Source organism: Hymenobacter sediminis (assembly GCF_003231285.1).
Taxonomy (GTDB): domain Bacteria; phylum Bacteroidota; class Bacteroidia; order Cytophagales; family Hymenobacteraceae; genus Hymenobacter; species Hymenobacter sediminis.
This window is the reverse complement of the sequence record NZ_QKNS01000002.1, coordinates 129,690-143,445: the sequence shown is the minus strand read 5'-3', so window position 1 is coordinate 143,445 and position 13,756 is coordinate 129,690. Positions and strand designations below refer to the sequence as shown.

General features: G+C 57.9%; 13 protein-coding genes. 4 read left to right on the top strand and 9 right to left on the bottom strand.

Annotated elements, in window-relative coordinates; genetic code table 11:
• Window positions 1-6: 6 nt before the first annotated feature.
• The 4 genes from phhA to DNI29_RS07180 all read right to left on the bottom strand — a co-directional run bounded on the left by phhA (window position 7) and on the right by DNI29_RS07180 (window position 3,913).
• Complete coding sequence (gene phhA, locus DNI29_RS07195) at window positions 7-765, bottom strand: phenylalanine 4-monooxygenase (protein WP_238388035.1); 759 nt, start codon at window positions 763-765, stop codon at window positions 7-9.
• A gap of 323 nt (window positions 766-1,088) precedes the next feature.
• The gene (locus DNI29_RS07190) at window positions 1,089-1,823 is read right to left on the bottom strand and encodes a phenylalanine 4-monooxygenase (RefSeq protein WP_110977422.1); all 735 of its coding nucleotides are present in this window, start codon (window positions 1,821-1,823) and stop codon (window positions 1,089-1,091) included.
• Window positions 1,824-2,065: 242 nt separating this feature from the next.
• Window positions 2,066-3,385 carry a gluconate:H+ symporter gene (locus DNI29_RS07185; RefSeq protein ID WP_110977421.1) on the bottom strand — a complete coding sequence of 440 codons (1,320 nt, stop codon included), beginning with the start codon at window positions 3,383-3,385 and terminating at the stop codon, window positions 2,066-2,068.
• Between the two features lie 18 nt (window positions 3,386-3,403).
• Window positions 3,404-3,913 carry a gluconokinase gene (locus tag DNI29_RS07180; protein ID WP_110977420.1) on the bottom strand — a complete coding sequence of 170 codons (510 nt, stop codon included), beginning with the start codon at window positions 3,911-3,913 and terminating at the stop codon, window positions 3,404-3,406.
• A gap of 517 nt (window positions 3,914-4,430) precedes the next feature.
• Between DNI29_RS07180 and gnd the strand changes: the two genes are divergently transcribed.
• The 4 genes from gnd to pgl all read left to right on the top strand — a co-directional run bounded on the left by gnd (window position 4,431) and on the right by pgl (window position 8,849).
• Window positions 4,431-5,930: an NADP-dependent phosphogluconate dehydrogenase gene (gnd, locus tag DNI29_RS07175; RefSeq protein ID WP_110977419.1), complete on the top strand. Its 1,500-nt coding sequence runs from the start codon at window positions 4,431-4,433 to the stop codon at window positions 5,928-5,930.
• A 102-nt stretch (window positions 5,931-6,032) separates the two neighbouring features.
• Window positions 6,033-6,446 carry a hydroxyisourate hydrolase gene (uraH, locus tag DNI29_RS07170; protein WP_110977418.1) on the top strand — a complete coding sequence of 138 codons (414 nt, stop codon included), beginning with the start codon at window positions 6,033-6,035 and terminating at the stop codon, window positions 6,444-6,446.
• A 149-nt stretch (window positions 6,447-6,595) separates the two neighbouring features.
• Window positions 6,596-8,110 carry a glucose-6-phosphate dehydrogenase gene (gene zwf / locus DNI29_RS07165; RefSeq protein ID WP_110977417.1) on the top strand — a complete coding sequence of 505 codons (1,515 nt, stop codon included), beginning with the start codon at window positions 6,596-6,598 and terminating at the stop codon, window positions 8,108-8,110.
• Complete coding sequence (gene pgl / locus DNI29_RS07160) at window positions 8,097-8,849, top strand: 6-phosphogluconolactonase (protein ID WP_110977416.1); 753 nt, start codon at window positions 8,097-8,099, stop codon at window positions 8,847-8,849. Before zwf ends, pgl begins: the two co-directional genes overlap by 14 nt.
• Before the next feature lie 174 nt (window positions 8,850-9,023).
• Here the strand turns inward: pgl and rpiA are convergent, their stop codons facing one another.
• The 5 genes from rpiA to aroF form a co-directional block, all read right to left on the bottom strand.
• Window positions 9,024-9,773, bottom strand: coding sequence for a ribose-5-phosphate isomerase RpiA (gene rpiA, locus DNI29_RS07155; RefSeq protein WP_110977415.1), 750 nt, complete (start codon window positions 9,771-9,773; stop codon window positions 9,024-9,026).
• A 475-nt stretch (window positions 9,774-10,248) separates the two neighbouring features.
• Window positions 10,249-10,467, bottom strand: a complete 219-nt coding sequence (locus DNI29_RS24085) for a hypothetical protein (protein WP_123823107.1) — start codon at window positions 10,465-10,467, stop codon at window positions 10,249-10,251.
• 330 nt (window positions 10,468-10,797) lie between these two features.
• Window positions 10,798-11,208, bottom strand: coding sequence for a hypothetical protein (locus tag DNI29_RS07145; RefSeq protein WP_123823105.1), 411 nt, complete (start codon window positions 11,206-11,208; stop codon window positions 10,798-10,800).
• A 121-nt stretch (window positions 11,209-11,329) separates the two neighbouring features.
• Complete coding sequence (locus DNI29_RS07140) at window positions 11,330-12,580, bottom strand: helix-turn-helix domain-containing protein (protein ID WP_110977412.1); 1,251 nt, start codon at window positions 12,578-12,580, stop codon at window positions 11,330-11,332.
• Window positions 12,581-12,669: 89 nt separating this feature from the next.
• Window positions 12,670-13,683 carry a 3-deoxy-7-phosphoheptulonate synthase gene (gene aroF / locus DNI29_RS07135; protein WP_110977411.1) on the bottom strand — a complete coding sequence of 338 codons (1,014 nt, stop codon included), beginning with the start codon at window positions 13,681-13,683 and terminating at the stop codon, window positions 12,670-12,672.
• Between the last annotated feature and the right edge of the window lie 73 nt (window positions 13,684-13,756).

Genomic DNA, 13,756 nt, shown 5'->3' with positions numbered 1-13,756 from the left:
ATTCACTTACTCTACCAGCCGGGCCAGGAGTTGCTGCAGAGCTTGGGGTAGCTGCTCCAGGTCGCTCAGCACGAAGTACAGTTCCTGAAACTTATCCTTCTCGAAGGCCGTGTTAAGTACCCCGTCCAGCGTGAACGGCAGGCGGGTGGGCTGCTCACCCAGGCTGAACTTCACTTCTCCGTGCGATGACAACAAGCCTGCCCCGTAAATGCGCAGGCCCTCGGGTTGCTGCACCAGGCCGAACTCGGCCGTAAACCAGTACAGGCGCGTGAACAGCTCCAGGTTGCCGGGCCAGCGGTTGGCATGGTGCTGGGCCGCCTCACCCAGTTGCTGCAGAAACTGCGCAAACCCTGGGTTGGTCAGCAAGGGTACGTGCCCGAATACATCATGAAACATATCGGGTTCTTCCAGGTAATCGAGCTGCTCCAGCTTGCGCAGCCAGGTAGTAGCCGGAAACTTGCGTTGGGCCAGCAGCCCAAAAAACTCCGTGTCGTCCACTAGGCCGGGCACTACTACCAGCTCCCAGCCCGTCAGCTCCCGCAAGCGCGGGTTTATCTCTCGGAAATCCGGTATGGTGTCGCGGGTAAAGCCAATTTGCTTTACCCCTTCCAGAAAGGCATCGGCGGCGCGGCCGGGTAGCAGGGCCATCTGCCGGTCAAAGAGCAGTTGCCATACGTGCTGGTCGGCGGCGGTGTAGCGGCTATAATCTTGGGTCAGGAGGGGCAGGGCGGCGGAAGCAACGGGAGCAATCAGAGAAGTCATCATCTGAAAAGAAGAAAGGGGTGAAAAAGAAAAAGCCTGCCTCCGCACGAAGCGGGAGCAGGCTTTTGAAAAGTGTCGGTAGGGGAAGTTGCTATCCTCGCTGACACGCCACGGCCGCTCCGCTCCGGTGGGGAGCGTAATAAGCGTAGGCATAATAGCGGGAGGTCAATAGCATAAGCGCAAATGTAAGACAGGAAGCGGAGCGGACAAATCCGAGGAAAATTCAGCAAAGCAGTAGTTACAGCAGACAGCTAGCTTCTGTATGACGCGTGCTTGCGTTACTGAGTACAACGCGCAAACCCCTACCCCCTTCAGTTTCCCTGGACCTACTCCACGGGCTGCAATTCCCAGCCGGAGGAAAGCAAGGCAGCCAGCTCGGCTACGCTTTCGGTGAGCTGGTCCCAGCTGTTGAGCACGAAGTACTGGTCTTGCAAGTGCGCTTCACTGTACGGCGTATGCAGCACCGTAGCCAAATCAAAGGGGTGACGGCGGGTAACATCGCCGATGCAATGATGGATTTCGCCGGAGGAGGAAAGCAAGCCAGCGCCGTACATCCGGGCTTCGCCCCGCTCCATCACCATCCCGAACTGCACCGTGAAGCCATAGAGCCGCTCCAACCGGGCCAGGGCCACAGCATCGTGGAGGTGCTGAGCAGCTACGTGGCCCAGGAAGTGCAGGAAATCGGCAAAGGCGTGGTCCATCAGCAGGGGTACGTGCCCGAAAACGCCGTGGAACAGATCGGGCTCTTCGATGAAATCGAACTGCTCCATAGACCGGATCCAGACGGTAGCCGGAAACTTGCGCTGGGCCAGCAGCCCAAAGAAGTCAGCATCATTCAGCATGCCCTGCACCGGCTCCAGCTGCCAGCCGGTAGCTTTCTGCAGGCGCTGGTTTACTTCCTCGAAGTTGGGAATAGCGTTGCGGTGAAAGCCAATGGCTGCCAACCCCTGCCCAAAGGCGGTGCAGGCGCGCTTATGCAGCAGGGCCGTTTGCCGGTCGAACAATACCTTCCAAACCAACTGGTCCTGGGCGGTGTACTGGTCGTAGTGTTGCTGTACCATGAGAATGTGCCGGTTATAGGGCAGAAAAAAAGCCCGGCTCCTGTTTCGGAGTCGGGCTTTTGCTTGATTTTCAGAGAAGTGTCATGCTGTGCTGCTACCTTCTATGTCCGCAAAGTGGCCCGACCTCGCCCTGCACGGGGCGAATATTCATCAGGTTAAAGTACTTCGCGGTTAGGTTCAGCATGATGGTACAAATATATATTATTTCAGAAATAACTAGCACAGCCTGAGCCTGGTTTTTATTAAGTGGCCAGAATCCAATCGAGTAGAAGCACCCCTACCAGCCCCACCACCGACACGATGGTTTCCATCATGGTCCAGGAGCGAAACGTGTCGCGGGCACTCAGGTTGAAGTACTCCTTGAATAGCCAGAAGCCTGCATCATTTACGTGGGACAGCACCAAACTGCCCGCCCCAATGGACAGCACCATCAGGTTAGGATTAACGTGGGCCTGCGCTACGGTGGGCAGCATAACCCCGGCAGCCGTGAGGCCGGCAATAGTAGCCGAGCCCAAACACACCCGAATGACGGCCGCAATTAGCCACCCTAGCAGCAGGGGCGGCAACCCGGTGCCCTGCAACCCGGCCGCCAAATCGGCGCTGACTCCGCTGGCTACCAACACCTGCTTCAGAGCTCCCGCGCCGGCAATAATGAGCAGAATCAGCGCTACGTCTTTAATAGATGCCGAGTACGCCTCCATTACGGCCGGCAGGGGTTTGCCCAGTGCCGTGCCCAGGCTGAAAGTTGCTACCCCCACCGACACCAGCATAGCTACTGCCGGCTCAGCCAGAAAAGCCAGCGCGGGGGTTAGAGCATTATGGCGGGGTAGCACGGCTTGTAAACCCAGCACAACCACCAGCAACAGCACCGGCAGCAACGAGGACAAGAAACTATTCAGCTTGCCGGGCAGGGCACTTTCCGGCAGGGCTTCTACCTGAAAGCTGGCCAGGGGTACCGACACAATGCCACGCAGCGTGCGTCCGTACACAGGGCCGGCCAGAATAATGGCCGGAATAGCAATCAGCAGGCCATACAGAAAGGTCAGGCCCAGGTTGGCGTGGAATTGAGCTACCAGAGCGGTTGGCGACGGGTGCGGGGGTAGGAAACCGTGCATCACCGACAAAGACGCCAGCATGGGCAGCCCCACGTACACGGCCGGCAGCCGGTACTTGTACACCACCGAGAAGATGAGCGGAATCATGAGCACGAATCCCACATTGTAGAACAGGGGAATGCCGATGATAAAGCCCGCTACCATCATCGTCCATTGAATGTGGCGAGTCCCGAAGGCAGAAATCAGGACGGCGGCAATCTGCTGGGCGGCGCCGCTTTCGGCCACCAGCTTGCCCAGCATAGCTCCCAGCACAATGACGAGCAGCACCGAGCCCAGCGTATCGCCCAGGCCCTGGTAGATGGCCGCCATCAGTGGGCCGGGCGCCAACCCGAAGGCCAGCCCTACCCCTATCGTGACCAGTAAGAACGCCAGAAAGGCGTGCACTTTGGCCCAGCTGATAAGCCCAATCAGTACTAGAATAGCTACCAGAAGAATCAGGAACGTCATGTGGCGGTCAGCTTCCGGTTAGCGGGTAATGCCCTTTTCCTGCTCTAAATAAGCCACTATCTGGCTGACCAGATCCGGAGGCGTATCCTCAATGGGCAGGCGCAAACCATAGGCGGGCCGTTCCAGCGCGGCAAACTGGGAGGATAGCAGCGCCGAGCCCATGTAGTGGCCTTCCCGGCTGGTGAGCCGCTGCCGCACCAGTTCCTCGGTGCCATCCAGAAAAATCCAGGTAATAGGGCCTCCAGCCATCAGTTGCTGCCGGTAGCTTTCCTTTAGGGCCGAGCAGGCCAGCACTGCCCCACCGCTCTGGCTCCACTCCCGAATGCCAGCCGATAAAGCCTCCAGCCACCCCTTGCGGTCTTCATCGGTGAGGGGGGTACCGCCAGCCATTTTGGCGATGTTGGCCGGCGAGTGAAAATCATCGGCATCATGAAAAGGCAATTGAAGCTGCCGAGCCAGCAGAGAGCCCACCGTGGATTTGCCCGAGCCGGACACCCCCATTACAATGATAACCTGAGCTATAGACATAGAAGAGTTGGAAGAATTGAAGCGGAGAGGCACTACCAAAAAGCATCTAGGCTCTTACGGCATCTCAACAGTAATAGTCGTGTTGGGCGAATACAGACCCGGAAGCGCAGGCTAAGGTAGCCAAGTTGCGGAGCTATGCTAAAGCTAATTCTCCTCCTTGTATAAAGGACAGGTAGGAAGGGTTGATGGGGTAGTGCAGTTTCTAGAGCTAAGCCTAGCAAATGTTCAATGATGGATCAACAACCCCTACCGCCTCCTCATCTGCGGAAGGAAACCCGCTTGAAACTGCGCCGCAAGTCAGGCCAGGACAGGTCTTGCTTGGTGAAGGGGGTAGGCGCCGCCCGCATCAACATTTGGCGATGTGCGCCCGAAGCAATCTAGGCGGAGTAGGATAAAAAGCATAACCTTTGACGCGGGTTTAAGTTGAGCTAAATAAATCCTGGGCAGGTAGCCATTCGGGCGCCTGCTTTCCTGCTCTTCCCTTAATTGAAGCCTTCACCCTGAAAACTACCGTACGATGAGCGCAACGCCAACTACTTATTCGTTTGGCATGATTGGCCTGGGCACCATGGGCCGCAACCTGCTGCTGAACCTGGCCGACCATGATTTTGCCGTGGCTGGCTACGACAAGGACGCCAGCAAACTCAGTCTGCTTTCGGAGGAAGGCGCGGGCCTACCCGTGCGCGGCTTCGCGGAGCTGTCGGATTTCGTGCAGAGCCTGCAGACGCCCCGGTCCATTATGCTGCTCGTGCCGGCCGGTAAAATTGTGGACAGCGTAATTGAGGAGCTGCGGCCCCTGCTCGCGGCCGGCGACATCATCATCGACGGAGGCAACTCTCACTTCACCGACACCGACCGCCGCGCGGCCGCGCTGGAAGCGGCGGGGCTGCACTTCTTCGGCATGGGTATTTCCGGGGGGGAAGAGGGTGCCCGCTTTGGCCCCAGCATGATGCCCGGCGGCGACCAGCAGGCGTATCAGGTAATGAAGCCCATGTTCGAGGCTATTGCTGCTCAGGTAGGTGGGGAGCCTTGCGTTACCTACATTGGCCCTGGCGCGGCGGGTCACTTTGTAAAAATGGTGCACAACGGTATTGAGTACGGCCTGATGCAACTCATTGCCGAGACCTACGGAGTGCTCAAGCAAGGCTTGGGTCTTGATAACGATGCCATAGGCCAGGTATTTACGCAGTGGAACGCCGGCCGCCTGCAGTCCTTCCTACTCGATATCACCAAGGATATCTTTGCCTTCCGGGCACCGGGCACCGACCACCTGCTGCTCGACGATATTCGGGACGAGGCCCGCTCCAAGGGCACTGGCAAATGGACCTCCCAGGTAGCCATGGACCTGGAAGTGCCGCTTTCTACCATTGATACGGCCGTGGCTCTGCGCAACCTTTCCAAGTACAAAGCCCTCCGCGAGAAGCTGGCTGCGCAATACAGCACCATGCCCCAGCCCCTAGCAACAAACCAAGAGGCTTTTCTGGCCCAACTGGAGGAAGCTTTCTACTTCAGCATGGTGATTACCTACGCCCAGGGCATGCACCTGCTCTCCAAGGCCTCGGAGGAATACGGCTACGCGCTTCAGCTCGCCGGCATTGCCCGCATTTGGCGCGGGGGCTGCATCATCCGCTCTGGCTTCCTGAACGATATCTACAACGCCTACCAGCAAACGCCTGAGCTGGAACACTTGCTGCTGGATGAGCCGGTAGCAAAACTGGTACAGCAGGCTGTGCCCGGCGCCCGCACGGTAGTAGCAGGGGCCATAACGGCTGGCTTGGCCGTGCCCGCCTACGCCGCCTGCCTCAGCTATTTCGACTCCTTCCGCACCGCGCGCCTACCCTCTAATCTGATTCAGGCCCAGCGCGACTTCTTCGGGGCCCACACCTACGAGCTGATTGGCAAAGAAGGCCTGTTCCATACCCAATGGACGCCTGAGCACGAAGACGCCGCCAACAAGCAGGACATCCATGTAGGCGAAGAAAACAAACAGGAGCGGCAGGTGCAGCCCAATCAATAAGGCCTGCACTTCCTTGATTTTTTCACCGCTGGGGCCTGCGCCGCATGAACGCCGAAAGGCCATTACTGGGCTTCAGGCTGCTCTTTCTTTTCGTTTCTACTTGTGAAGACGCTCCTTATTTGCCTGCTTAGTCTGCTGCCCTTACTGGGCTTTTCTCAGGCCCCGGCTTACCAGCTTAGCACCCACATTCTTGATATCAGCGCTGGCTCACCGGCCTCCGGCGTGACGGTGCGCCTGGAAAAGTATGATGACGCCAAAAAGTCTTGGACAGTGGTTGGAGAGAAGAAAACGGACGCAGCAGGCCGCATCGGCGACTTCCTACCCACAAGTACTTCCAAAACCGCGCATATCGGTATTTACAAGCTCACGTTTCTGACCCAGCCCTACTTTGCGGCCCGCCAGCTCAAGTCCTTCTACCCCTACATCGACGTGGTATTTGAGTTGAAGGATGGGGCGCATTATCATGTGCCCATTACTCTCTCGGCTTACGGCTACTCTACCTACCGCGGCAGCTGAGCCGGCCTTACCATCAGGTTGCTGAAACCGGGCTTGTGCTATCCGAGAACAGGCTCTTTTCAGGAATAGAAAACAAGCCGGATTGGCAGATACCACCAACCTTATAAGGCTCTGTTTTCTGATTTATTTACTTCTGTGACCTTCTTCGCATGAGCGCTAAACAGCAGCTTTCTCCTACCGTTTTTGTCATTTTTGGCGGCACCGGCGACCTGAACGCCCGCAAGCTGGCCCCGGCCCTCTACCACCTGTTTCTGGATGGATGGCTGCCCGAGCAGTTTGCCATCATCGGGACGGGACGCACGGAGCTTTCCGATGAGCAGTTCCGCACCCGGCTTTTGGAAGGCATCAACCAATTTTCGCGCACCGGCAAGGCCGATAAAAAGACTTGGGCCGCGTTTGCTGAGCATGTGGTTTACCAAGCTGCCGATGTAAAAGACGCCGCTACCTACCAGCAGTTCGACAAGCGCATCAGCGCCTACCAGAAGGAGTGGGGTGCGCCCGCTAACGTCATCTACTACCTGGCGGTAGCGCCCGAGTTCTTCCCCATCATTGCCGAAAATATTGCTCAGAGCGAGCTGGCTGCCGATGCCGACCGCACGCGCATCGTTATTGAAAAGCCGTTCGGGCATGACCTGGAGTCGTCGCGGGAGCTGAACCAGCTGCTGAGCCGTAGCTTTACGGAGCGCCAGATTTACCGTATCGACCATTACCTGGGCAAGGAAACCGTGCAGAACATCATGGCCTTCCGGTTTGCCAATGCCCTGTTCGAGCCCCTTTGGAACCGCAACTACATCGAGCACGTGCAGATATCGGTGACGGAGCAGCTGGGGGTAGGCGAACGGAGCGGCTATTACGACGGGGCCGGTGCCATGCGCGACATGATTCAGAACCACCTCCTGCAACTGCTGTGCTTGGTAGCTATGGAGCCACCCGTCGATTTTACCGCCGATGAGGTGCGCAACCGCAAGGTGGATGTGTTGCGGGCCATGCGCCGCTTCGCGCCCGAAGATGTGCGGGAGTCGGCGGTGCGAGGGCAATATGGAGCTGGTTGGATAGAAGGCCAGCAAGTTCCGGGCTACCGGGAAGAGCCCGGCGCTAACCCCACTTCCAACACTGAAACCTTCGCGGCCGTTAAGTTTTTCGTGGACAACTGGCGCTGGCAGGGCGTACCCTTCTACGTACGCACCGGCAAGCGTATGCACCGCTCGTCCTCTGTTATTACCATTCAGTTCCGCGACGTGCCCCACCGCATCTTCCCTTCCGAAACGGCGGAAAGCTGGCAGCACAACCGACTCATCATCAGCATTCAGCCCGAAATGAGTATTCGGCTGCAGGTACAAACTAAGCGCCCCGGCCTGGATATGATGCTCAATACCGTGGATATGGTGTTTGACTACCAGGGCACCTACACCAACCAAGCGCCGGAAGCCTACGAAACCCTGCTGCTGGACACCACGCTCGGCGACCAGACCCTGTTCATGCGCGGCGACCAGGTAGAGGCCGCCTGGGACCTGATTATGCCGATTTTGAACTCCTGGCAAAACCGTACCAGCCAGAACTTCCCTAACTACTCCGCCGACTCCTGGGGCCCAGAAGTGGCCGAGGCCCTGATTGCCCGCGACGGATTTCACTGGTTTACGCTCCCACTCCATGGCAAGAAATAACAGCCCACAGCTTCATATTTTCCCAACCCCCGCAGAAGGCCTGAACCACCTAGCAGACTTCTTTGTGGAGCTGGCCGCGCGGGCTACGCAGGCACACGGCCGCTTCTCTGTGGCGTTGTCGGGCGGCAGCTCGCCCAAGAAGCTCTACGAGCTGCTGGCTTCTGAGAAATATCGTAGTCAGGTAGCTTGGGAGAAGGTGTTTTTCTTCTTCGGCGATGAGCGTTACGTGCCGCATACGGATGCAGACAGCAACTACCGTATGGCCCGCGAGGCCATGCTGGAACCACTAGAAATTGCTACAAATCAAGTATTTGCTGTAGACACAGCACTGCCGCCGGCCGAAGCAGCCCAGCAGTACACGCAGGCCATTGAGCAGTTCTTTGGCCAGGGGGAAGCCCGCTTCGATTTGGTGTTGCTAGGCCTGGGGGATAATTCTCACACGGCCTCCCTGTTTCCGCACACCTCCGTGCTGCACGATGCCACCGTAGGGGCCCGGGAAGTATTTGTGGAAGAGAAGCAGGCTTACCGCATTACCCTTACTGCCCCTTTGCTGAACCTGGCCCAGACAACCGTATTCTTGGTGTATGGAGCTGATAAGGCCGCCGCGGTGCAGCACATCCTGACTGATGAAGAGAATATAGAGGAATTTCCGGCCCAGCTTATTGCCCCGGTTTCGGGCGAGCTGCACTGGTTTATGGACGAAGCCGCCGCTTCCCGCCTACCCCCCGACAACCGCTGAACCATGGGCTTGATAAAGCAATTGCACAACTCAATAGCTTAAATATCTCTGACCGTCATTCCGAGCTGGTCGAGGAATCTCGCGTGCTGATGTATGATTACCATTACAACATCAGCACGCGAGATTCCTCAACTTCGCTCGGAATGACAGTTTTTTGTCTATTGATTACAAGCTTCAAGGAAGCTCTGTAAACTCGGCTATATTTCGGGGTGCCTCACCGGGTTTGTACACCAGTACTTGCTCTCCTTGCGCTACCAGGGCCGTATGAGCCACGCCCAGAAACAGACCGTGTTCTACTACCCCCGGTATGGCTTCCAACTGCCGGGCCAGCTGTGCAGGGTCCGGGAACTGATTGAAATGGCAATCCACCAGCACGTTGCCTTGATCGGTACGGGCGGGCTCAGTAGGATTTTGGCGGTCTGAGCGGAGCACTGAATTTGCTTGAAGCTTCTCCAATGTGTCCAGCACCCAAGGTAATGCAAACGGTACCACTTCCAGGGGCAACGGAAACCGGCCCAGTTGCGGCACCACTTTCGAGGAATCGGCCAAGATAAGTACGTGGCGAGAAGCTGTGGCCAATATTTTCTCCCGCAAGAGGGCTCCTCCCCCACCCTTGATGAGACGCAAATCAGCGTCTAGTTCATCGGCACCATCTACGGTTAAATCCAGGCGCGTGCCCTTTCGGGGTTCAAACAGCGGAATTCCGGCCTGCCTTGCCAAAGCTTCGCTAACTAAAGAGGTAGCAACTGCCTGCACCCGGAGCTGTCCGGCGCCCATGGCTTCTCCTAATAAGCTAATAAAATACGCCGCAGTGCTGCCGCTTCCCAGCCCCACTTGCATACCGTCCTTGACCCAGTGCAGAGCCGTCGCGGCGGCCAACTTCTTTTCTTGGTCTTGCTGTTGGGAAGAGGTAGGGCTTTGCATAAGCGTTTGCTAAGAAATACAGTTCTGATGGCTTTTCTGAAAGCTTACACCTTGCAATACGACCAAACCAAGCGGGAGGCTATTGAAGCTAGGTGAGAACTTCGCCGCGCCGGTTTGTCGTGCTGAGGTGAAACATGTCGCCTTCTTTTCCAGATCGGAATGACGGTCTAGTGGAACTCCCATCCAGTTTCATATAAACTCTAAACGCAACACGCCCCGCATCACAACCAAATTGTGATGTGGGGCGTGTTGCAGCCAAAACCGAGGGCTATTCAAGCTCCTGGCGCAGGGCATACACCTTGCGCAGGTAATGCCACGTTTAACCAGCACCGGCTTTGCGACCCCGCCCAGCTTATTGCCCCTGCTTCCGGCGAATTGCACTGGTTTCTGGACGAAGCTGCTGCCTCCCGCCTACCCCCCGGCAGCCGGTAAATCCGCTGCTAGAAAGTGCCGCGTAGACAAATCAATTGGGTTGCTAACGGGCTAGTAACTCAGCAAACTCCTGATCTGATTGTGCTGCTTGTGTATTACGCCCGCGAGCCGTGCGCTTCCAGATTTGGTAGTCGATGGAGTAGCGGCCCCCGCCTACCCCGGTTACCAGCACGAAGGCCCAGAACAAGAGCTGCTGGTAGTACATTCCTAACAGGGGCTCTGGCTGCTCGTACCACAGGAACGCAATAACCAGAAACTGCACCGCCAGCTGAAAGGCGGCCAGACGGGTACCAAGCCCCAGCGCAAGCAGTATAAGCCGCCCGCAAACTCGCCCCAGACCGCCAGCACCGCCCAGAAGTAGGCCGAAGGCAAGATGAACCCCAAGTCTGCCACCTGCTGCACAAACCAATCGGGCGGGCTGCCGGCGCTGGCCTTCTCAACCACCTTTTCCGCCTCGGTAGCGGTAGTCAGGTTTACCAGCTTAGACCAGCCGGCCCCACGGCAATGGACTGCCCCAGGTGCAGTCGGAACAACAGCTAGGTAACATCGGCGGCGCGGGAAGAAAGCGGGGTAGCCCCCAATAGCAGCTTTTTCATGGCTTACGGACTGCTTCACGGGTACCATTAGGCTCGTAGCCCATACTCAGGCGGGTGTCGCCGGTAACGTGCAGGTTCAGGTTAGCAGTCTGGGCGGAAGGGTTGAGCAGCAAAGCTGAGGAGCCGGCCAGGAACCGCAGCGTAGCGCGCTGACCGGGCGCCAACGTCGCCCGGCCGAAGATGCCGCCACCGCGGGGACGCTCCTTAAACTCAACGGGTACTTTGCCCACGTTGCGGGCTTCTACCTTGAAGGCCCCTGGCTGCTCGCCCCCAAGCACGAATTGTTTGCCGGGTTCAATAAACAAATTGGAGTGCAGGCCCGGATGCCGGAAGGCCAGAAGACCCGTTACGAGTAGTAGGCCCGTCAGGAGCGGAGGCCACGACCCAGGATGCTTTGGGGTGCGCATGGTGGTAGGGGTTAGGTGAAACGATGGCTCAAAGAAACCTACCTGCTACTCCTAAATCGACTCATTTTGCTATTTGACACGCCCCAACTTATAGTTTGACACCTTCCAATTGGGCGGCCATTTAGGGCTGCCGCGCCACTTCACTGGGTGTGGCGCCCCGCAGCTTTCTGAATACGCGGTTAAAAGTGGATTTTGAGTTGAAGCCCGACTCCAATGCAATTGCCAAGAGGGTGTAGCGCCGGAATTGGGGGTCGCGCAGGCGGCGCTCAGCTTCCCGCACCCGATACTCATTGATGTAGTCGTTGAAATTCTGCCCACATCCCGTGTTTATCACCCTGGACAGCCACGAAGGATTGGTTTGCAACTGGGCCGCTAACTCGCCCAACGTCAGCTCTGGAGCAAGGTAGGGTCGGCTGGTAGCCATGTGCTGCTTCAGGCGCTCGGTCCAGCGAAGCAGCTCCGGCTCTGGCACTTGGGTAGGCTGGTTTGCTTCGGCGGGCAAAGCGGCATTGGCGGCGGGGGTAGGCGCAGCTAGTGCCTCCGCCGCAACGGAAAAAGCAACAGGTGGCGCAGGCTGAAATTGCAAGGCCCGGAGCCGGTGGTTGGTGAGTAGGCCCGCAATGCTGAAGTAGTAAATCAGCAGGCCGGTAAACAGGTAGTCATACCAAACTTGGTAGTAGCTGAGCGGCGTTATTAACGCGTCCACGAGGTGAAACCCCAGGGTCACGGCCGTACCAATAAGTTCGGCCATCAGCACGTCGCGCAGCCACCGAAACCGCATTTGCTCGGTATCCGAGAAGTTGTTGTTGAGGTAGAGTGAATACGCGCGGTACTCCCGCAGCGTCAGCCAGGCGTACGCCGCCACCGAGAGGTACCCCAGTAAGGTCACCCAATCATCAACGGCGGCAGCGCTGGCCTGACAGGCCAGCGCCCCTTTCGTGTTGAAATGGCACGGCAACGACTGGTCCTGTACCCCGTGCAGCCATCCTACGTCCATGCCGAACACGAACAGCTTCCACCCCAGATAAACCAAGGCCGGTACGAAATGCCGGGCAGCCTGGCGGCTAAACTGAAACTCCTGGTTGGTGAGGCTCCGAAAATAAAAGTAGAACGCGGGCCCTACCGCCAGCCAGTTGCGGAAGGGGAAGTAAAACATGAAGGTGGTTGTGGCATCGTGAGCATCGTACCAGCCCGCGAAGCCCAGCATCCACTGCGCCAGGCGCACCGCATGCAAGAGCAGCAACAAGGCCAGCCACCCATCAGCCGCCTCCTCTTCCCGGTGCCGGCGCACCAGCATTACCACGCCCACTACCATTCCCTGCAAAAAGAACGGCAGCAGCAAACTGCTGTACAGGTTGAATGTGAAGGCCATGACCTAAAGCTACAGGTAGAACGCGAACCGCCCCGCACTCCCCCTTCCGAAAGGGCAGTGCGGGGCGGTTCGGAACAGAAACCCGGAATCTACTCTAGCTCCTGACGTAGGGCATACACCTTGCGCAGATTGCGAATCAGGCGGGCCGACTCCTGAAAATTCAGGGTTTGGGCGCCGTCGGAGGCAGCTTCTTCGGGCTTCTCGTGGGCTTCGTAGATGATGCCGTCGGCACCGGCCATTACGGCGGCCAGGGCCATGGAGGGCACGTAGTCGCGGATACCGATGCCGTGCGAAGGATCCACGATGACGGGCAGGTGGGTTTTCTCCTTCAGGATGGGCACGGCGTTCAAATCCAGCGTATTGCGCGAGGCCGTTTCGAAGGTGCGGATGCCTCGCTCGCAGAGAATCAGCTTCTCATTCCCGCCCGAAAACACATACTCCGCCGACGACAGCAGCTCCTCAATGGTGCCGGAAATACCGCGCTTAATCATCACCGGCTTATCTACCCTGCCCAAGGCATCGAGCAGGTTAAAGTTCTGGGTGTTGCGGGCGCCCACCTGGAATACGTCCACGTAGTCGTGCATCTCCTCCACCTGCGACACCTGCATTACTTCCGTGATGATCTTAATGCCCCGCGCCCGCGCCATTTGGTGGAACAGCTTCAGGCCGTCCATTCCCAGGCCGCGGAAGGAGTACGGCGAGGAGCGCGGCTTAAACACGCCCCCGCGCATAATGCGCACATCGTTGTCCACGAGGTGCTGCATAATCAGCTCCATCTGCTGCTCATTCTCGATGCTGCAGGGCCCAGCGGCCAGCGTGAGGCTGCCCTCCCCTACCCGCACTCCGTCGCCAAGGTCGAGCACGGTGGGGCGCACGCGCCACTTACGCGACACCAGTTGGTAGTCGTCGGATACCTGATGAATGTCGAGGATGCCCGGCAGCTGCCCAATGGTGCGCAGGTCCACGTCGGCTTTGCCGATGGCCACGAGGTAGTGAGCCCGCTGGGTTTTAACGTCGGTGACTTTGTACTTAAGAGCCTTAATGTGGTCTTCGATGGCCTGCTGGGCCGCCTCGGAAATATGGGAGTCGAGTTGGATGATCATGTGGGGAGGGGGAATCGTTTGTCATCCTGAGCGGGAGCGAAGGACCTCTACTGAGGGTAATTACTACCCCAAG

Excerpts from the sequence above, each read along its gene's own strand:
- phhA (WP_238388035.1), bottom strand. The coding sequence starts at position 765 with ATGATGACTTCTCTGATTGCTCCCGTTGCTTCCGCCGCCCTGCCCCTC.
- DNI29_RS07190 (WP_110977422.1), bottom strand. The coding sequence starts at position 1,823 with ATGGTACAGCAACACTACGACCAGTACACCGCCCAGGACCAGTTGGTT.
- DNI29_RS07185 (WP_110977421.1), bottom strand. The coding sequence starts at position 3,385 with ATGACGTTCCTGATTCTTCTGGTAGCTATTCTAGTACTGATTGGGCTT.
- DNI29_RS07180 (WP_110977420.1), bottom strand. The coding sequence starts at position 3,913 with ATGTCTATAGCTCAGGTTATCATTGTAATGGGGGTGTCCGGCTCGGGC.
- gnd (WP_110977419.1), top strand. The coding sequence starts at position 4,431 with ATGAGCGCAACGCCAACTACTTATTCGTTTGGCATGATTGGCCTGGGC.
- zwf (WP_110977417.1), top strand. The coding sequence starts at position 6,596 with ATGAGCGCTAAACAGCAGCTTTCTCCTACCGTTTTTGTCATTTTTGGC.
- pgl (WP_110977416.1), top strand. The coding sequence starts at position 8,097 with ATGGCAAGAAATAACAGCCCACAGCTTCATATTTTCCCAACCCCCGCA.
- rpiA (WP_110977415.1), bottom strand. The coding sequence starts at position 9,773 with ATGCAAAGCCCTACCTCTTCCCAACAGCAAGACCAAGAAAAGAAGTTG.
- DNI29_RS07145 (WP_123823105.1), bottom strand. The coding sequence starts at position 11,208 with ATGCGCACCCCAAAGCATCCTGGGTCGTGGCCTCCGCTCCTGACGGGC.
- DNI29_RS07140 (WP_110977412.1), bottom strand. The coding sequence starts at position 12,580 with ATGGCCTTCACATTCAACCTGTACAGCAGTTTGCTGCTGCCGTTCTTT.
- aroF (WP_110977411.1), bottom strand. The coding sequence starts at position 13,683 with ATGATCATCCAACTCGACTCCCATATTTCCGAGGCGGCCCAGCAGGCC.